Origin of the sequence: Cohnella algarum (genome assembly GCF_016937515.1) — a bacterium.
Taxonomy (GTDB): domain Bacteria; phylum Bacillota; class Bacilli; order Paenibacillales; family Paenibacillaceae; genus Cohnella; species Cohnella algarum.
Window position 1 is genome coordinate 5677937 of sequence record NZ_JAFHKM010000002.1, and the last position, 17785, is coordinate 5695721.

Consider the following 17785-nt stretch of genomic DNA (forward strand, 5'->3'; position numbering starts at 1 on the left):
GTAACTTCGCATTTTCCGCAGGTCTCCCCAGATAAGAACGTCATCTTTCTGCCCGCAACCACCCAAGTTTACAGGGAAAGCCCTTGGCGACTTTGGATTTCGTCATGTGTAGGTGACTCATCCGACTAACCCTGCCTCAAATTGAGTTCGTGTACCTTGGCTCGTGCATTTGCCTCCAGCTTCCTTCAGATTCCGCCTCGCGGCTGACACCCTTGCTCTTGGCTAACGGTAGGCGTTCGCCAGCCCCCGTTCGGGACTTTCACCCTAGAGATGACGCCCATGCTGGGCGTACTACGGCAAAGCCGCCGGACCCCCAAGGTCCCGGCGGCTTTTTTTCGCGTCAATTCCCTCCGATCCGGCATGCGGTACGTTTTTCCCCAATTCGCCTAAGCTCGCCGGCTCAGTCGTTCCGGCCGTCGCCAAGCATCTCCATCAGCGCCGCGGGCAGCTTCATTTGCCGATTGCCCAGCATCAGCTTGCCCAGTTCGGCCAGGTCGTCGTCGGCCTGCACTTCCTTGATGAGCTCGATTTCCTTATGCAGCCGTTCCATCTTCCGATCCAGCGCGGTCGCGGAATCCGCCGCCTCCTTCAGCTCCCGAAGCAGACGAGCGGGCACCTCCTGATTGTACTTGTAAAAAATTTTATGCTCCAGGCTCGCCCAGAAGTCCATGGCGATCGTCCGGATTTGCACTTCGACGCATACGTTTTCCCGGCGGTCGGACATGAACACCGGCACTTCGACGAGCATGTGAAGGCTTTGATAGCCGTTCGGCTTCGGTTCCTTGATGTAATCCTTGATTTGGATAATGGTCAAATCGCTTTGATTTTGCAGCATATCGCCGATCCGATAAATATCGGAAATAAAAGAGCAGGTAATGCGGATGCCCGCGATATCCTTGATCCGCTCCCGGATGCTCGCGAAGGACAAGTCGCAGCCTTTGCGGGCGACCTTTTTGATCAGGCTTTCCGGGGATTTCAGCCGGGATTTCATATGTTCGATCGGATTGTAATCGTGAAGCATCTGAAATTCTTCCTGCAAAATTTCGAGCTTCGTTTCCATTTCGCTCAGCGCGAATTTATACATCATTAAAAAACGGGTAATCTCGGTTTTAAACTGCTTGAACTGTTCGACCTGAATCGCGCTCATAAAGCCGCTCCTTTCATTTGCCCCATCTGTCGGCCTCCTTCTATTGTCTCTTCCCGGCCGGCAAATTTCAAGTTTGGGCGCGGGCCGGGGCGCCGCGGCCGAAGCCGGGCGTCGCCCCGGCCGCGCGCGGAAAGGGGATGACCGTCTCGGGCATCCCCTTTTCAGCGTTCGTTCAATGCGCATCGGCTGCGCTTGCTACATTCCCATAATATGGTATCCCGAATCGACATGAAGCACTTCGCCGGTAATGCCGCGGGACAGGTCGCTCAGCAGGAACATCGTCGCGTCGCCGACTTCGTCCTGGTCGACGTTTTTGCGCAGGGGCGCCTTTTCCTCGATCGTCGACATAATATCATTGAAGCCCGATACGGCTTTGGCGGCCAGCGTCCGGATCGGTCCGGCGGAAACCGCGTTCACGCGAATGCCGTCCTTGCCGAGGTCTTCGGCCAAGTAGCGGACACTCGCCTCGAGCGCAGCCTTGGCCACGCCCATGACGTTGTAGTTTTTGACGACGCGCTCGGCGCCGATGTAAGTTTGCGTGACGATGCCGCCGCCTTCCGTCATGATCTTCCGCGCTTCGCGGGCCACCGCCACGAGCGAGTAGGAGCTGGCGTTTTGCGCGAGCAGATAGCCTTCCCTCGTCGTGTTGACGTATTCCCCTTTCAGCTCGTCCTTGTCGGAGAACGCGAGGGAGTGCACGACGCCGTGAACCGTCCCGACCTTCTCGCCGATTTCCGCGAACGCGCCCGCGACGCTTTCGTCGTCCAGCACGTCGCAGCGCACCTTCAGCAGCGGCTCGATGCTTTGCTCGGCCAGCAGCTCCGTCAATTTATCCAGCGAACGATCCTGCCGGTATGTAAAAACCAGTTTAGCTCCTTGTTTATGCAGAGATTTGGCGATTCCCCAGCCGATGCTCCGTTTGTTGGCGACGCCCATGACTACGATCACTTTGTTTTCCAGTAAATTTGACAAGAAAGTCCCTCCTAATCGAACTCGTCCGAGACAACGGAAACGGCAGCCTGTACGGCGCTGTTTCTCGCAAGTTCTATATTAAAGCAAACGATCGCAAAGTTCCACCGCCCCGACCGAAGGACCAAAGCCGCTTGCTATCCGATTTGTGGTAAAATGAGGAGCAAATGCCGCGAACAGCGTGCGAGCGGGAGGTCGTTCGAAAATGGGAAAGCAATTTCCGTCCATGCTGCCCGAGCATATCGCCTTTATCCGAAAACAGCATCTCTTTTTCGTCGGATCGGCCCCTTTATCCCCTGACGGCCATGTCAATCTCTCGCCCAAAGGGTACGATACGTTTCGGGTTATATCCGATAGCCAGGCAGCGTATCTCGACGTAACCGGAAGCGGGAACGAGACGAGCGCGCACCTTCGGGAAAACGGACGCGTCACGATCATGTTTTGCGCGTTCGAAGGGCCTCCGAACATTTTGCGGCTGTACGGCACCGGGACCGTCGTGCTGCCCGGCTCCGAGCGGTGGGATACGCTGTACGGGCATTTTAGTCCGGTTCCCGGAGCGCGGCAAATCATCGCGATCGACGTGCATAAGGTGCAAACCTCGTGCGGCTTCGCCGTTCCATTTATGACTTACGAAAAAGAACGGGACACGCTTGAGAGGTGGGCGGAGCAAAAAGGCGAGGAAGGCCTGACGGCTTACCGCCGGGAGAAAAACGCGAAAAGCATCGACGGCCTGCCGACGCCGCTCGGCCTGTTGCCGCGCGAGTAACGAAAGCTCGGGAGCAACGAAGCCGCGGCACCTTAAGCGGATTTCGAAACTTTCGGAGCAATCGACCCGAACCGAATTTCCCTTGCAGATTCGTGCATGAACTGCACGGATAGCGCGTGTCGGTCGAGCTATATTGAACTTGGAGGGGATCAACGCGAATGGATTGGGTCGACCGAATGAACGAGGCGATTCGCTATATCGAAGATCATATTACGGAAAAAATCGATTACGAACGGGCGGCGAAAGCCGCATGCTGCTCCGTTTACCATTTTCAACGCATGTTTTCGTTCATGACGGACGTTCCCTTGTCGGAGTACGTTAGACGGCGGCGGCTCACATTGGCTGCCTTCGAGCTTCAGAACAGCAACGTTAAAGTCGTCGATGTCGCGCTCAAGTTCGGCTACGACTCGCCCGAAGCTTTCGCCCGAGCGTTCCAGGCCCTGCACGGCACGACGCCGAGCGCGGCCCGAACCGCCGGAACGAAGCTCAAAGCCTATCCGCCGATCTCCTTCCAAATCTCGATCAAAGGGGTTTCGGAAATGAACTATCGAATCGAAGAAATGAAAGGCTTTTCCGTCGTGGGGGTGCAGGAAAAGGTTCCAACGAACGGCGCTTTCGACGTCGTACCCGCTCTCTGGGCCGGCGCCGCCCGCGAGGGACTGTTCGGGCGTCTGTGGGACCTGCGGGCGACCGTTCTCCCGCTGAGGGGAATTCTCGGCGTTTGCGCGGACGGCGACCACGGCAACAGCGAGGAATTCCATTACATCCTGTCGATCGTGTCGGAATCCGCTCCTCCGGAGGGGATGGTCAAGCGGGACTTCCCGGCGGCAACCTGGGCCGTCTTCGAAGCGGAAGGCGGGCCCGAAGGCATTGCGGGGTTATGGAAGCGGCTGTACGCCGAATGGGTGCCGACCTCCGGCTACGATCTTGCTTATTTGCCCGCCGTCGAATGCTATTTGCCCCCGGAAGAAAACAAAAACGAATTGTGGGTCGCCGTCGTCAAAAAGTAACGGCGGAGGGAGCCGGCAAGCAGCGAGGAGAACGAAAAAATGAAGCTTGGAATCTTGGATCAGGCCCCGCTTTCGAAAGGCATGGAGCCGCGGCAGGCGCTCGAGCGGGCGTTGAAGCTCGCTCAGGCCGGGGAGCGGTTCGGCTATTCGCGCTTCTGGATGGCCGAGCACCATCACCTGGGGGGCCTCGCATGCTCCGCGCCGGAAATCATGCTCGCCTACATCGGCGCGCAAACGAAGGCGATCCGCCTCGGAGCCGGCGCGATTTTGCTGCCGTATTACCGGCCCTACAAGGTCGCGGAAACGTTCAACATGCTGGCCGCCCTGTTTCCGGGCCGCGTCGACCTCGGCGTGGCCCGGTCGCCGGGCGGCGCGGCGGAAGCGTCGACGGCGCTGTCGGACCGCTACCTGGAACAGGTATGGAAGCTCCCGGAGGCGTTCGAGGAGCTGCTTCATTTCCTCTTTCGCGATTTTCCGGAAGACCATCCGCATGCCGCCCTGGATGCCGACCCGCTGCCGCCGGCGCCTCCCGAGCCCTGGGTTCTCGGCACCAGCGAGAAAAGCGCCCTGCTGGCCGCCCGTATGGGCGTCGCGTACGCCTATGGGCATTTTATGAACGAAGAAAATGCATTCCGCGCGCTCGACGCTTATCGAAGCCAGTTCCGGCCCGTCCGACAGCTGAAGGAGCCTTACGCGCTGCTGGCCGTTTCGGCCGTGTGCGCCGACACGGAGGCGAAGGCTCGCGAAGTGGCGGCAAGCCCGTACATATGGCGGCTTCGATCGGCGGACGGCACGGCCGGAGAAGGCTTGCCTTCGACGGAAGAAGCGAGGCGGGAAGCCGAGGCCCGGAATATCGACCTGGACGCCCGGGTCGGCAAAACGATGATCGTCGGCTCCCCCGACGACGTGCGGCAGCGGCTCGAAAGCCTGCACGCCGCCTACCGGCCCGACGAGCTGATGATTTTGTCCTACGCGTACGAATTCGAGGACAGGCTCCGCTCGTACGAGCTGATCGCCCGGGAAATGAGGGCGGGAGCGGATTGACGTCCGCCCTCCCGCCCGACGGTCCGGCTCGCTTGCGCGCCGCCGCCGCCGATTGCCTGCCTTGTAGCGCACCGGGTGCACTACATGCGCCTCGCCACCGCCGATTGCCCGCCATGTAGCGCACCGGGTGCACTACTTGCGCCTCGCCACCGTCGATTGCCCGCCATGTAGCGCACCGGGTGCACTACTTGCGCCTCGCCACCGTCGATTGCCCGCCATGTAGCGCACCGGGTGCACTACTTGCGCCTCGCCACCGCCGATTGCCCGCCATGTAGTGCACTGGATGCACTACTTGCGCCTCGCCACCCCCATTTTTCCACCATGTAGTGCACTGGATGCACTACATGCGCCTCGCCACCGCCGATTGCCCGCCATGTAGCGCACCGGGTGCACTACTTGCGCCTCGCCACCGTCGATTGCCCGCCATGTAGCGCACCGGGTGCACTACTTGCGCCTCGCCACCGTCGATTGCCCGCCATGTAGCGCACCGGGTGCACTACTTGCGCCTCGCCACCGCCGATTGCCCGCCATGTAGCGCACCGGGTGCACTACTTGCGCCTCGCCACCGCCGATTGCCCGCCATGTAGCGCACCGGGTGCACTACTTGCGCCTCGCCACCGCCGATTGCCCGTCATGTAGCGCACCGGGTGCACTACTTGCGCCTCGCCACCGCCGATTGCCCGTCATGTAGCGCACCGGGTGCACTACTTGCGCCTCGCCACCGCCGATTGCCCGTCATGTAGCGCACCGGGTGCACTACTTGCGCCTCGCCACCCCCATTTTTCCACCATGTAGTGCACTGGATGCACTACATGCGCCTCGCCACCGCCGATTGCCCGTCATGTAGCGCACTGGATGCACTACATGCGCCTCGCCACCGCCGATTGCCCGCCATGTAGCGCACCGGGCGCACTACTTGCGCCTCGCCACCGCCGATTGCCCGCCATGTAGCGCACCGGGTGCACTACTTGCGCCTCGCCACCGCCGATTGCCCGTCATGTAGCGCACCGGGTGCACTACTTGCGCCTCGCCACCGCCGATTGCCCGTCATGTAGCGCACCGGGTGCACTACTTGCGCCTCGCCACCGCCGATTCCCTCCAAACGCCGCTAACCGTACAAGTAGGCCGTCTAGTACCCTACTTGCTATTCAAACTCACCGCTATTTCGCCGTGCAGTCCAGTCCAGTCCAATCCCCTTCTTTGGCTCCATAGCCTCAATCAAACCAACATGCAGTCCAACCAATCCCCTTCTTGCCCATCCGAACAAACCCTAGCCCGTCCCGGCGGCTACAAAACCGTCTCCAGCCAAGACCAGGCCGTCTCCAGCGTCAGCTCCAGATTGGACCGGCCGCTCGGGCCGACGAACGGCGGCCGTTCGCGAAAATAGTCCGCGTGGCCGCCGACGATCGGCAGCGCCCTGCTGTGCGCCGGCGCAAACTTGTCCGCCGTCCACGACGGCAGGCGTCGCGGCCTTGCGGTCCAGCCGCCGAACGAGCCCAGCCGGCTGACGCGGTCGGCCGGACGGAACGAGCCTCCGGACGGCGCTTCGGCCCCCGCGGCGTACATATAGAGCACGTACGGCAGCATCGCCTCCGGAATGCGGCAGCGAGGCGAGCCGATCATGACGACCGGGCTCGGCTCCCCGCCTTCCAGCGCTTGCAGCCGCTGCGCGGCCTGCAAGCCGGCAAGCCCTCCGGCGCTGTGGCCGACCAGCAGCGTCCGCGTCCCTTGTTCCCGACCTTCGCCAAGCAGAAGGTCCAGCACGCGCCGCCCGCCGATCGAGCGCTCGGGGCGCCTGGCGCCTGCGCCGATGTCGCGGCGGATTTCCCACAGCTGCGGCACGACGCCGCGGCTCCAATCCCCGTACGGAAACAGCAGCCGCGAGCGAACGGATCGCCCCGACGCTTCGAGCCGTCCGTGCAGCGCGACCCGGAAGCCTTCCATAAAAAGCGGCGCCGTCCGCAGGCCCGCCAGCAAATAAAGCCGGACCTCACGCATCGGCCGCGGAAGCGAAGCGTTCGGCTTCGACAATCCTTTCCAGATCGCTCGGATGGCTGGACCGGAACCATTTCACGAGCAGCGGCGGGTCGATGTCGCTCAGCGACGCGATGGCCATTTTATGATGCATCGTGACCGCCCCTTCCGAACTTCCGATCAACTCGTAGGCGTAACGGTCGGCCGCCGCTTCCGCCTGCCTCGACACCAGATTGGTCACGGGCAGCGAAACGAACGACAGCGACGAAAGAAGCAGCAAAACGAGCGGAAGCGCGGCGATGTCGCCCGGCTTCCGGATGCCGAGCGCGTTCCCCCACCTGCGGACGATCCATTCGTACAGGCGGCTGCCGAGCCACAACAGGACCAGCGACGACCCGACGGCTCCGACGGCGCTCCATTCCAGATGATGCATGATGTAATGCCCGATCTCGTGCGCGACGATGATCAGGATTTCGTCCTCGTCCAGCTTCGTCAGCATCGTATCCCAGAGGACGATCCGCAGCGAAGAACCGATCCCGTTCACGTAGGCGTTGATCGCGTTCGTTTTCTCGGACATGTTCGCTTCGTACACGCGGTCGGTCGGAACGCCCGCATGCTCCGCCAGCTCCAGAATCCGGCCCTCCAGATGCGCATCGGACAAACGCGAAAATTGATTGTACAGCGGATCGATGACAACCGGCTGCACGTACATCATGAACAGCGTAAACGGGATCGAAAGCAGCCAGAGCCGCAGCCACCAGCGGCCGCCCCGCGAAATGAACCCGAACGCCACCGCGGTAACCGCCAGCATCGTGACATAGCCGACCCCGAATTCGACCAGCTTGTCCCGGATCCAGTCCGGCACCGGCTGGGTCGAGATGCCGTACGATTTCGAGACGGCGAAGCTGAATATCCGCAGCGGCAAATAGAGCAAAAACGCGGCCGCGTCCACGAGCAGCACGAACAGCGGGAACCGGATCCACCCCGGCAGCCGGGTGCGGTCGAGCTTATCCTTCCAGCCGCGAACGGCTCCGCCCATAAGCAGAACGAAATAAATCAGCCACTCCCAAGGGCCGCTCATAAAAAAAATCCAGTTTCGCGCGGCGTTCAGTTCCGCGCTTTCGCGCAGCTGATCGGCGGTAAAAAACGTGCCGGGATCCGCCGCCGTTCCCCGATACGCCTCGGGCACCTCGTTCGGCGACGTATGCCAGACGTAAACGGCCATCGCCAGCGCGTAAACGGCAACCGCAATGACGCCAGCCCGGATAAGTGCTTTTGTACGCATGACCCTCTCCCTCCAATAATACACATATTATATCCAAATTCAGGGCGGTGAGGAAAACGGGTATGGCAACGTACGCCATCATCTTAAGCGGTTTTCTCGGGAGCGGCAAGACGACGCTGCTCGTTCGTCTGCTTCGGGAAGCGAAGGCGCGCGGCTTGAAGCCGGGCATTCTGATCAATGAATTGGGGAAAAACGACGTGGACGGACTCGCCGCCGGCGACCATACCGACGGCACGATCGAAAAGCTGCTGGACGGCTGCGTCTGCTGCGATAAAAAAAGCGAGCTCGAAGGCGCGCTGCTGACGCTTCTGGCTGCCCGCCCGGACGTTCTGTTCATCGAGCTGTCGGGGGTCGCCGATCCGCAGGAAATCGCGGACGCGCTGGCGAGCCCGCGCCTGCGCGAGCGCGTCGCAATCCGGCGTACGGTGACGATGCTGGACGCCGAGCATACGCTCGATTACAACAATCTGTTCCTGTCGGACCGCCGGCTCGTCCGGACGCTTCGCCGCCAGATCGAAGGCGCGGACCTTCTCGTCGTCAACAAGACGGATCTGGCCTCGCCGCGAAAGTTGGAGAAGTTCGAGCCCTTCGTACGCCGGCTGAACGGCAAGGCCGAGCTTGTCCATGCCGTGCGCGGCGAAATCGCGCTCGCCCCGCTGCTGGACGGCATCGCCCCGACCGGCGAAGCGAATCGGCCGCGCAGCCTCCCGGTGCTGAGCGGCTATCCCGAACGGCAGCCGGCTCGCGCGCACGATCATCGCCCGGAACATTCCGGCTCTTACGGGCGGCTCCGCGCCTCCACGCTGACGATAACCGGGGAACGCCTGTTCGACCGGGAACGGGTGGAGTCGTTTCTTCGCCGCTGGGAGGACCGACTCGTCCGCGCTAAAGGTTACATTCCCGCCGCAGACGACGGTTCCATGCAATTTTTGCAATACGCCGGCAAACGATTCGAGTGGGAGCGTTCGAGCTACCCCGGCACGCCTTATCTGGTCGTCATCGGGGTGGATATGGACGAGAAGCGGCTGGCCGCCGAGTGGAACGAACTGGGGGCGGCGGCAACCTGACCCCGTCGTCCCCCCGGACAGCCTGCCCGGGCCGTTCTGCTTGCCTCAGGCAGACCGCCTGATCTTCCGCTTGCCTCGGGCGGTCGGCTTTGCGTTCCGCTTTCCGGCGCCCGATCCATGCGGGCACGCCGCTCGTCCGCCGTCTTGTCACCCCTTGTTCCCGCCCGGCAGCCGAACATTCAACTCATCGGTAAACCATAAGCGATAGATCAGCCCGCTCAGCAGCATGCTCATGACCGCGGCCGAACACGAAAAAGCGAACACGATCAAAATCTGGTACCGTACCGCCTCGACCGGATCGGCGCCCGCGACGATCATCCCCGTCATCATGCCCGGCAACTGCACCAGGCCGACCGTTTTCATGCCGTCGATCGTCGGGATCATACTGAATTTGACCGCTTGTTTCAAACGAATCCGGATCGCCTGCCGGGCCGTCGCCCCCAGGGAAAGCAGCGTCTCGATTTCCGCCCGGTGCGACTCGACCTCCCGGTTCAGGTGGTTGACGAACAGCCCCGCCACGATCATCGCGTTGCCGATGGCCATGCCGCTTAACGGAATTACGTACTGAGCCGTCGCGTCGACGATGCCGAGCCCGAGCAATACCGCCATGAGCAAGCCTTCGGTCATCGCGATCGCGAGGGCGATGCGCCAGAAGACGCCGCGCACGCCCTTGCCTCTTTTGGCCGCGTTATGCGAAGCGATGACGATCATGAGCGCGATGATGAGAACGAGCAGCAGCGGATGCTCCGCTTGAAAAACGAATTGAAGAATATAGCCTACCGCCAGCAGTTGAACGGCGGCCCTTACGGTGCCAACCGCGATATCCCGCTCCAGGCCGAGCTTTTTCCATGCCGAGACGAGCATCGTCACGATGACGAACAACAGCGTAAAGCTTAGCGCGGTTATCGTCATCGTCCTTCCCCCGTTTTCCCCGAGCTCGCGAACATGCGTCCTTCCGCCGTCCGGGGCTCGCGGAAAAACGATTCCGTCGGCGCGTCCTCCAGCAGCGTGCCGCCCGCCATAAACCAGGTTCTCCGGCTTACCGTTCTCGCCTGCTCCAAATCGTGCGTTACCCAAACAAGCGCGGTCCCTTCCCGGCGATTCCAATCCTGAAGCGCCCGCTCTACGTTCTCTCTGCCGCTTCGGTCCAGCGAAGCCGTAATTTCATCCAGCAGCAGCGCCTTCGGCCGCAGCAGCAGCGAACGGATCAGCGAAACGCGCTGCTTCTCCCCGCCGGACAGATCCGAGGCTTGCTTGCGGACGTCCAGCTCGACAAGCCCCATCCGGTCCAGAAGCCGTCCGGCAAGCCCGCGATCGTACGGCGTGCCGTGCAGCATGCTGACGGTCCGCAAATTGTCCTCGACGGTCCCCGGAAGCATGACGGCATGCTGGGCCACGTAACCGACGTCTTTTCGCCATATACGGGGATCGACGGCGCGGGCGGACGTCCCGTTCAGCAGCAGCTCTCCCGCGTCCATGACGTCGAGCCTGGCGAGAATGCGCAGCAGCGTGCTTTTTCCCTGGCCGGACGCGCCGAGCAGCGCAATGCGATCCGCCGGTTCGACGGCCGCCGACACCCGGTCGAACAGAAGCCTTTTCTCGTCGCCTTCGCCGGGTCCCGCGAAACTTTTTCGCAAATTCCGAAACTCCAACAGGTTATGCACCGCAGTTCCTCCAGCCTGGCGAAACCGATAACCGGACTTGAGGCACGGTTACGGCTCGTCGTTTTTCAGAAAAGGTTGGACCGAATCCAGCAATTCGTCCATATTCTCGATCAGCGGCGAATGTCCCGCGTTCAAGTGCCGGACCTCCGCCCGTTTGCCGTATTTCTTCAAATCGTCGACAATCTCCCGCGTCATTTGCTCGGTCGTCATGAGATCGTTTTTTCCCCACAGCACAAGGATCGGACATTCGATATTCCGGATTTCCCCGGTGCCTTCCGCAACTCCGTTTCCCTCGTCCCCGATGTTGAACCGGTTGGCCGCGTAGGCGACGTCGATCATGTTGCGCTGGTTGAAAATCTCTTCGACATACCGGTCGAACCGGCTTTCTTCCGGCTGTTTATCCCGATAGAGCAGTTGGGACAGCGCCGTTTTGAAAAACGGTTTATTCCTTTTGCGGGCCGCTTTGACAAGAAGCTGCATCCCTTTGTCGCTTGCGATTTCTTTTCTCGTTTTCAGGCGCTTTCGGCTTTTGTCGGATTTAAGCGCAGGATAGCCGCGCGTCGACATGGACGCGAGCAAAATCAATTTCCGGACCCGGTCCGGATAACGGGCCGCAAACTGCATGGCGACTCCTCCCCCGTTCGACCACCCCATCAGATGAAACGTCCGGATGTCCAATCGGTCGACGAACAGCTTCACATCCTCCGCGAAGTCTTCTATGCTTTCGATCGGTTTATGGTAGGAGGAGCCGCCATAGCCGCGCAAATCGACGGCGTAAATTTTATAGGCCGCATCCAGCCGTTCCATCAACACGTCCCAATTCAGGGAAGAAGCCATATTTCCGTGCAGGAGAAGCAGAGGCGTCTCCCCGCCCTCTCTCTCCCGATAGGCCATCGTTTCTCCGTTGGGCAAAGCCAGTTCCTTCAATACGATCTGCATAAGTTCTCTCCTTCTTGTTCGCGGGTTGTCTTTCGGCTGCGTCCAAAGCCCCGGCGGTTCTTTTCCATTAAAACATATAACGCCGGGCAAAGAAAAAACCTCCTTTCCGAAATTCGGACAGGAGGCCTTCGTTTCCTTCAACGCGTTATTTACAAAATGACTTCGTCCGACGGCGTCGCGATCTCGTTAGCGCGGTCCGGCGCGTCCCGGCGGGCGGATTCCTTCTCCAGCTGCCTCCGATACGCCCAATGGTTCGTCGGGCCGTGTCCCCGTCCGATTTCGATGCCGTCTTCGATGGCCGCCTGGATGAACGCTTTCGCTTGCCGCGACGCCTCCTCGACGCCCAGCCCGGAGGCGAGCCCCGCCGCCAGCGCGGCCGAGAAGGTGCAGCCGGTGCCGTGCGTGTTCGCGGTGGCGATCCGGTTCCCGGCCAATTCGGTAAAATCGCGCCCGTCGAACAGCAAGTCGACCGCCATCTCCCCTTCGTCATGCCCGCCTTTTATGATGACATACCGCGCTCCGAATCCCGACAAACGCTTGGCCGCTTCCCTTTTGTCCGTTTGGCTTCGGATGTTCAGGCCGACCAGCTTTTCCGCCTCGGGAATGTTCGGGGTCACGACCATCGTCAGCGGCAGCAGCCTTTCCGTCAAGGCGCGGACCGCATCCTCCCGCAGCAGCTCCGCTCCGCCTTTGGCGATCATGACCGGGTCGACGACGACCCGCTTCCAGCCGAACCCCCGAATCGTCTCCGCCACGACGCGAATGATTTCGCTGCTGAACAGCATGCCCGTCTTGACCGCGTCGACGCCGATATCGGTGCCGACCGCCTCGATCTGCTTGACGATCGCCTCTACGGTCAGCGGATAGACCGCCTGCACGCCGGTCGTGTTTTGCGCCGTTATCGACGTCAGGGCCGACATGCCGTACACGCCCAGCTCCTGAAACGTTTTGAGGTCCGCCTGGATACCTGCCCCGCCGCCGCTGTCCGAGCCGGCGATCGTCAGCGCCCGTCCGATCCGAGCTTTGCTAGCCATAAGTCCGTCTCCTCTCGCATGGAATTAACGCCGGCATAACGTTGAAACCGATTCGGCAAAAAGGCGCGGCAAAACGTTTCCGGCGATTTGCCGTCCGCATAATCCGCGGCGAGTTTGGCCGTCGCCGGGCTCAGCAAGATGCCGTTGCGGTAATGGCCCGCCGCGAACAGGACGCGCCCCGATGCGTCCAGCGGCCCGATCAGCGGCATCCCGTCCTGCGTCGAAGGGCGAAGGCCGGCCCACCGATGAAAGGGCGTCATCCGTTCCAAAAACGGAAACAGCTGCTTGTTCCATTTGGCCAGCCGTTCGATGCCCCTCTCCGTCACCGACGCGTCGAACCCCGCGACATCTTCGGAAGCCCCGCATACGAGCGTGTCGTTTTCCTTGGCCACCAAATAGCCCTGATTGCCGAACACCATGTGCTCGACCAGCTTGGCCCCCGTCGGCGCGGGCTTGGCTTCGTACGCGCAGATTTGCCCGCGAATCGGGTAAATCGGGATGGGGATGCCGAACGTTTCCGCCAGCCGGCCGGCCCAGGCCCCGGAGCAAACGAGCAGCCGGTCGCCGCCGAACGTTCGGCCGTCCGCGCTCTTCAGGGCGATTTCTCCCTCCCATTGCGCCACGCTTACTTCGCCGAGCCGTTCATGGATGTCGACGCCCGCGTTTCGGCAAGCCCGCTCCAACGCGCGCACGTAATCCGGCGCATACAGGTGGCTTTCCTCCGGCGTGTGCAGAGCGGCAATCGCCTTTCGCGACAGCAGCGGCTCCAGCAGCATTAGCGATTTCCCTTCCACGATCGTTCCGGAGGAGCCGTGCTCCCGCTGCCAGCGCAGCCTGCTCTGCAGCCCGAGCAGATCGGCCTCGTGGAAAGCGACATAAAGGCTGCCGGAATTCGTATATTCGAACGTCAGGCCGGAAAGCCGCCTGACCTCCGATTGCCATTCCGGGTACAAGCGCAGGCTTTCCAGGCACAACCGAAAAAACGGATCGGGGCTTTCCGGGTTTTCGCTGTACGGGGCCAGCATGCCGGCCGCCGCGCCGGAAGCCTGGCCGCCGCATCGGTTCATCTCCAGCACCGTCGCCCGGTGACCGCGGCGGCTAAGCTCCAGCGCGCACGATAAGCCGATGACGCCTCCGCCGAGAATGACCACGCGTTCGCTCATCCGTTTTTCGCCCCTTTCTCTTTCACTTCAGCGTCCATTCGCCGAGTCCGCTGCTGGCCGACGCGTATTTTTTCTTCTCGATCCGCCCCGACAAGTAGGACAGCCGTCCGGCCTCGATGGCCAGCTTCATCGCCAGCGCCATGCCGGCCGGGTCCTTCGCTTTCGCGACCGGCGTATTCATGAGCACCCCGGAAACGCCGAGCTCCATCGCCTGCGCGACGTCGCTCGCCGAGCCGAGTCCGGCGTCGACGATAATCGGCACCTTCGCTTCCTCGACGATCAGTCCGAGATGATACGGATTGAGAAGGCCGAGTCCCGTCCCGATCGGAGCCGCGCCCGGCATGACCGCCGCCGCCCCCGCTTCTTCGAGGCGCTTGCACAGGACGGGATCGTCGGACGTATAGGGAAGAACGGTAAACCCCTCTTTGACGAGAAGCTCCGTCGCCTTCAACGTTTCGATCGGATCGGGAAGCAGCGTGCGCTCGTTCGCGCTGATCTCGACCTTGATCCAGTCGCTCAACCCCGACGCGCGGGCAAGCCTCGCGATCCGAACCGCTTCCTCCGCGGTTCTCGCCCCCGACGTGTTGGGCAAATACGTAAAGCCCTCCTCCTGCACGTGCTGCAAAATCGAATCGTCCTCCGGCGATTCCAGATTGATGCGCCGAATGGCAAAGGTCAGCACCTCGGCCCCGGACGCCCGGATCGCTTCCCGCTGCACGTGCGGATTCGGGAACAGCCCGGTCCCGATAAAAAAGCGGGAAGACAGGCGGCGTCCCCCGATCTTGAGAGCGTCGTCTTTCACTCGGTTCAGCCTCCTCCTACGAAATGAACGATTTCGATGACCATCTTCTCGCGAACCGGCTCGTCGGCCCACTGCCCTTCGGTCAGCACCCTGCCGTCCGCCTCGACGACGACGGGCTTGCCCGCCAATCCGTAAAATTCGATAACGTCCAAAATCGTTCGCGCCTCAAGCCGCCGGTTTTGCCCGTTAACGACCAGTTCCATGCGCCTTCCTCCCCTGCTCGATTTTGCGGATGAACGCCCGGCACGTGCCCGTCACGTCCGGGCTGCCGACGATTTCGCTGACCGCGCAAATCCGCGTCGCCCCGGCCCGCAAAACCTCGTCCACGTTGTGCAGCTTGATGCCTCCGATCGCCACGAACGGAATGCGGATTCGCCGCGCGACTTCGCTCACGTAGCTCACCGTGACGGGGGCGACGACATCGGCTTTCGTCTTCGTCGGGAACACCGGGCCGACGCCGATATAATCCGCTCCGTCCCGCTCCGCCCGCAGCGCTTCCTCGATCGCATGGGTGGAAATGCCGATGATTTTATTGCCCATTCTTTTTCTCGCTTCGCCAAGCGGAAGATCGCCCTGGCCGAGATGAACCCCGTCGGCGTCCGCTTCCAGCGCCACGTCGAGATGGTCGTTCACAATAAACGTGACGCCGTGCCTGCGGGTCAGCTCCCGCAGCGCTTTCGCCTTGCGGAGCAGCTCCTCCTTGCCGCTTGTCTTGTCGCGCAGCTGAAGGATATCGACGCCGCCCGCTATCGCTTCCTCCATCACGTCGAGCAGCTCCCGGCCCGGATGGAACTCTTCCCCGGTAATCGCGTACAAGCGAAAGTCCTTCATCTTCGTTCGCCTCCTACATTCCGATATAGCGGGCATACAGCGTCCGCGCGCGCGCGAAATCGTCGGTTCCTTGCACGAGCACGCGCCCGTCGGGAAACAGCACCAGCCGCTCGCCTTCCGGAAGCTCCGCCCGCAGCAAATACGGGTTTGCCTTTACTTTGACCGCCGCGGGCTCCAGCCGCTTGCGCCACGTTTCCAGATCGAGCGGTCCCGCCCCCGCGATCTGGACCGATTCCCGCCCGCACAGAGAAAGCATCGCGTCCTGCGCCTCCGGGTCGAGAGCGGGATATTCCTTGCGTCCGCAGCAGGGGCAGTTCGGCGCCGGCTGCCCGAGCTTCATCTCGAAATGATGATTGTCCCACAAGTCGAACGTCACGAGGCTGCGTCTGACTTGCTCGCGCGCGCCGACGAGAACCTTCATCGCTTCCGCCGCCTGGTACGAAGCGACCATGTCGACGACCGGCGCGATGACGCCGACCGTATCGCAAGTCTGCCCGCCCGAATCCGCCGACTGGATAAAGCATCTCAGACACGGGGTCGCCCCGGGCACGAGCATCGCGCTCATTCCGCGGGAGCTGACCGCCCCGCCGTAGGCAAACGGGATGCCCAGCTTGAAGCAGGCGTCGTTGAGCAAAAAGCGGGTTTGAAAATTGTCCGTTCCGTCCAGCACGAGGTCGATGCCCGCCAGCAGCTCGCCGATGTTGCGGGCGGTTGCGTCGGCGACGACGGGCTCCAGGCGAACGTCCGAATTGATGCGGCGAAGCTTCGCCTCGGCGGCGATCGCTTTCGGATAGCCGTTTGCCGCGTCGTCCTCGTCGAACAGCATTTGCCGCTGCAAATTGCTGATTTCGACGTAGTCCCGGTCGACGAACCGCACCAGGCCGACGCCGGCCCGAACCATGTGATTGGCAAGCACGGTGCCCAGCGCGCCCATGCCGACGATGCACACCGCGCTGTTTTTCAGCCTTTCCTGTCCTGCCTCGCCGATCGGGGCAAATCTCGTTTGCCTGGAATAGCGTTCGTCCGCCATATTCGATCCCTTCCTTTTATTTATTCAAGCCGCACGAAAGCCTCTTCGGCTTCGATCGGCTTGCTCAGATGGCCTTGCTGCGAAAGCCAATCGATCACGGCCTGCCACGCTTCCGCGGACTGGCTGCCGAACGGCTCTTGACCAGCATCCATCAACGGAAGCAAAATGTCCAGACTTTCGCGCTCGATTTCGGGATCGAGGGGGAAATCGGCGCTTTCCTCCGCGAGCAGCGCTTCGAGCGCCTCGTCGGGATGGCCGGCGACATACGCCTGTCCTTTCGCGGCGGCCTCCAGGAATCTTTTGATCGCGTCCTTGTTTTTCTTCGCGCCTTCCTCGCTCGCGGTCAGCACCAGCTCGTAATAGTCGGGCACGCCGTAATCGGCCGGATCGAAGGCGAGCAGCTTGACGCCTTCTTTTTCGAGGAGCAGCTTCTCGTGATTGATGTAGCCGCCGACGATCGCGTCCACCCTTCCCGTCGTCATCGCCGGAATCAGGTCCCATCCGATGTCGACGAAGGTCAGCCCGGAAGGGTCGCCGCCGTCGGAAGCCACCATCGTTTCGACGAGCGATTCGTCCAGCGGTATCGAAGGATAGCCGATTTTTTTGCCGGCCAGATCCTTCGGGCTGTTCGCCCCCGCCGATTCCAGCACGAACAGCCGGTTCAGCGGATGCCGGACGATCGACGCGACCGAGACGACCGGAATGTCCTCCGATCGGGAAATCGCGACCTGCATCTGGTAGCTGATCGCCAGGTCCGCTTTGCCCGCGGCCACCAGCTTCAGCGCGTCGTTCGTGTCCGCCGGCGTCTGCAGCTTGACGTCAAGTCCGGCTTCCTCGAAATACCCCTGCTCCTTGGCGGCGAATAAAAACGAGTGGACCGCATTCGGATACCAATCGAGCAGGACCGTCAATTCGGCGGGTTTGGCCTCCCCGGACGGCGAGTCGGGAGCGGCCTGCCGCGGCGCGCCGCCGCATCCGTTCAGGACGAGAAGCGCCGCCGCGAGCGCGGCGAACAGCCGAAGCTTTTTCATCGATACGTTCATGTTACAAAGTCCCCTTT

The 17785-nt window shown here is 61.7% G+C and carries 18 protein-coding genes; 4 read left to right on the plus strand and 14 right to left on the minus strand.

The window, feature by feature from the left end; genetic code table 11:
* Positions 1–400 precede the first annotated feature (400 nt).
* The gene (locus tag JW799_RS25805; protein ID WP_080838077.1) at positions 401–1147 is read right to left on the minus strand and encodes a GTP pyrophosphokinase; all 747 of its coding nucleotides are present in this window, start codon (positions 1145–1147) and stop codon (positions 401–403) included.
* 195 nt (positions 1148–1342) lie between these two features.
* Positions 1343–2119, minus strand: a complete 777-nt coding sequence (fabI, locus tag JW799_RS25810) for an enoyl-ACP reductase FabI (protein WP_080838073.1) — start codon at positions 2117–2119, stop codon at positions 1343–1345.
* A 202-nt stretch (positions 2120–2321) separates the two neighbouring features.
* Here fabI and JW799_RS25815 point away from each other — a divergent pair, with 202 nt between their 5' ends.
* The 3 genes from JW799_RS25815 (at position 2322) to JW799_RS25825 (ending at position 4936) form a co-directional block, all read left to right on the plus strand.
* Positions 2322–2882: a pyridoxamine 5'-phosphate oxidase family protein gene (locus JW799_RS25815; RefSeq protein WP_080838070.1), complete on the plus strand. Its 561-nt coding sequence runs from the start codon at positions 2322–2324 to the stop codon at positions 2880–2882.
* Positions 2883–3040: 158 nt separating this feature from the next.
* Positions 3041–3892 (plus strand): AraC family transcriptional regulator, encoded by an 852-nt coding sequence (locus JW799_RS25820; protein ID WP_205432362.1) that lies wholly within the window; start codon positions 3041–3043, stop codon positions 3890–3892.
* Positions 3893–3931: 39 nt separating this feature from the next.
* The gene (locus JW799_RS25825) at positions 3932–4936 is read left to right on the plus strand and encodes an LLM class flavin-dependent oxidoreductase (protein ID WP_080838061.1); all 1005 of its coding nucleotides are present in this window, start codon (positions 3932–3934) and stop codon (positions 4934–4936) included.
* A 1287-nt stretch (positions 4937–6223) separates the two neighbouring features.
* Here JW799_RS25825 and JW799_RS25830 read toward each other — a convergent pair.
* Together JW799_RS25830 and JW799_RS25835 are read right to left on the minus strand one after the other, a co-directional pair.
* A complete protein-coding gene (locus JW799_RS25830; RefSeq protein ID WP_205433144.1) occupies positions 6224–6967 on the minus strand; it encodes a hypothetical protein in 744 nt (247 codons plus the stop codon).
* Positions 6927–8195, minus strand: a complete 1269-nt coding sequence (locus JW799_RS25835; RefSeq protein WP_205432364.1) for a M48 family metallopeptidase — start codon at positions 8193–8195, stop codon at positions 6927–6929. The genes JW799_RS25830 and JW799_RS25835 overlap by 41 nt, the downstream gene beginning before the upstream one ends.
* Before the next feature lie 62 nt (positions 8196–8257).
* Between JW799_RS25835 and JW799_RS25840 the strand changes: the two genes are divergently transcribed.
* Positions 8258–9262 (plus strand): CobW family GTP-binding protein, encoded by a 1005-nt coding sequence (locus tag JW799_RS25840; RefSeq protein ID WP_205432365.1) that lies wholly within the window; start codon positions 8258–8260, stop codon positions 9260–9262.
* A gap of 147 nt (positions 9263–9409) precedes the next feature.
* On the opposite strand, the gene JW799_RS25845 is transcribed toward JW799_RS25840, so the two are convergent.
* The 10 genes from JW799_RS25845 to JW799_RS25890 form a co-directional block, all read right to left on the minus strand.
* A complete protein-coding gene (locus tag JW799_RS25845; RefSeq protein ID WP_205432367.1) occupies positions 9410–10174 on the minus strand; it encodes an ABC transporter permease in 765 nt (254 codons plus the stop codon).
* On the minus strand, positions 10171–10926 hold the full coding sequence (locus JW799_RS25850; RefSeq protein ID WP_338026328.1) for an ABC transporter ATP-binding protein: 756 nt from the start codon (positions 10924–10926) through the stop codon (positions 10171–10173). The genes JW799_RS25845 and JW799_RS25850 overlap by 4 nt, the downstream gene beginning before the upstream one ends.
* Before the next feature lie 48 nt (positions 10927–10974).
* On the minus strand, positions 10975–11865 hold the full coding sequence (phaZ, locus tag JW799_RS25855) for an intracellular short-chain-length polyhydroxyalkanoate depolymerase (protein WP_080838042.1): 891 nt from the start codon (positions 11863–11865) through the stop codon (positions 10975–10977).
* A 149-nt stretch (positions 11866–12014) separates the two neighbouring features.
* On the minus strand, positions 12015–12899 hold the full coding sequence (gene thiD / locus JW799_RS25860) for a bifunctional hydroxymethylpyrimidine kinase/phosphomethylpyrimidine kinase (RefSeq protein WP_205432369.1): 885 nt from the start codon (positions 12897–12899) through the stop codon (positions 12015–12017).
* A complete protein-coding gene (thiO, locus tag JW799_RS25865) occupies positions 12866–14062 on the minus strand; it encodes a glycine oxidase ThiO (protein ID WP_205432371.1) in 1197 nt (398 codons plus the stop codon). The genes thiD and thiO overlap by 34 nt, the downstream gene beginning before the upstream one ends.
* A gap of 22 nt (positions 14063–14084) precedes the next feature.
* Positions 14085–14864 carry a thiazole synthase gene (locus JW799_RS25870; RefSeq protein WP_080838037.1) on the minus strand — a complete coding sequence of 260 codons (780 nt, stop codon included), beginning with the start codon at positions 14862–14864 and terminating at the stop codon, positions 14085–14087.
* Between the two features lie 5 nt (positions 14865–14869).
* Entirely contained in the window at positions 14870–15067 is a 198-nt protein-coding gene (gene thiS / locus JW799_RS25875) for a sulfur carrier protein ThiS (protein WP_080838034.1), read from the minus strand.
* On the minus strand, positions 15051–15695 hold the full coding sequence (gene thiE, locus JW799_RS25880; RefSeq protein WP_080838030.1) for a thiamine phosphate synthase: 645 nt from the start codon (positions 15693–15695) through the stop codon (positions 15051–15053). Before thiE ends, thiS begins: the two co-directional genes overlap by 17 nt.
* Before the next feature lie 13 nt (positions 15696–15708).
* Entirely contained in the window at positions 15709–16725 is a 1017-nt protein-coding gene (locus JW799_RS25885) for a ThiF family adenylyltransferase (protein ID WP_080838027.1), read from the minus strand.
* 20 nt (positions 16726–16745) lie between these two features.
* Positions 16746–17768, minus strand: a complete 1023-nt coding sequence (locus JW799_RS25890) for an ABC transporter substrate-binding protein (protein WP_139787265.1) — start codon at positions 17766–17768, stop codon at positions 16746–16748.
* Positions 17769–17785: the final 17 nt, after the last annotated feature.

Bases quoted from the DNA above. Each gene is read 5' to 3' on its own strand.
- JW799_RS25885 (WP_080838027.1), bottom strand. From the start codon at position 16,725: ATGGCGGACGAACGCTATTCCAGGCAAACGAGATTTGCCCCGATCGGC.
- thiD (WP_205432369.1), bottom strand. From the start codon at position 12,899: ATGGCTAGCAAAGCTCGGATCGGACGGGCGCTGACGATCGCCGGCTCG.
- JW799_RS25835 (WP_205432364.1), bottom strand. From the start codon at position 8,195: ATGCGTACAAAAGCACTTATCCGGGCTGGCGTCATTGCGGTTGCCGTT.
- JW799_RS25805 (WP_080838077.1), bottom strand. From the start codon at position 1,147: ATGAGCGCGATTCAGGTCGAACAGTTCAAGCAGTTTAAAACCGAGATT.
- JW799_RS25820 (WP_205432362.1), top strand. From the start codon at position 3,041: ATGGATTGGGTCGACCGAATGAACGAGGCGATTCGCTATATCGAAGAT.
- thiS (WP_080838034.1), bottom strand. From the start codon at position 15,067: ATGGAACTGGTCGTTAACGGGCAAAACCGGCGGCTTGAGGCGCGAACG.
- thiE (WP_080838030.1), bottom strand. From the start codon at position 15,695: ATGAAGGACTTTCGCTTGTACGCGATTACCGGGGAAGAGTTCCATCCG.
- JW799_RS25845 (WP_205432367.1), bottom strand. From the start codon at position 10,174: ATGACGATAACCGCGCTAAGCTTTACGCTGTTGTTCGTCATCGTGACG.
- JW799_RS25890 (WP_139787265.1), bottom strand. From the start codon at position 17,768: ATGAACGTATCGATGAAAAAGCTTCGGCTGTTCGCCGCGCTCGCGGCG.
- JW799_RS25825 (WP_080838061.1), top strand. From the start codon at position 3,932: ATGAAGCTTGGAATCTTGGATCAGGCCCCGCTTTCGAAAGGCATGGAG.
- thiO (WP_205432371.1), bottom strand. From the start codon at position 14,062: ATGAGCGAACGCGTGGTCATTCTCGGCGGAGGCGTCATCGGCTTATCG.
- JW799_RS25840 (WP_205432365.1), top strand. From the start codon at position 8,258: ATGGCAACGTACGCCATCATCTTAAGCGGTTTTCTCGGGAGCGGCAAG.
- JW799_RS25815 (WP_080838070.1), top strand. From the start codon at position 2,322: ATGGGAAAGCAATTTCCGTCCATGCTGCCCGAGCATATCGCCTTTATC.
- phaZ (WP_080838042.1), bottom strand. From the start codon at position 11,865: ATGCAGATCGTATTGAAGGAACTGGCTTTGCCCAACGGAGAAACGATG.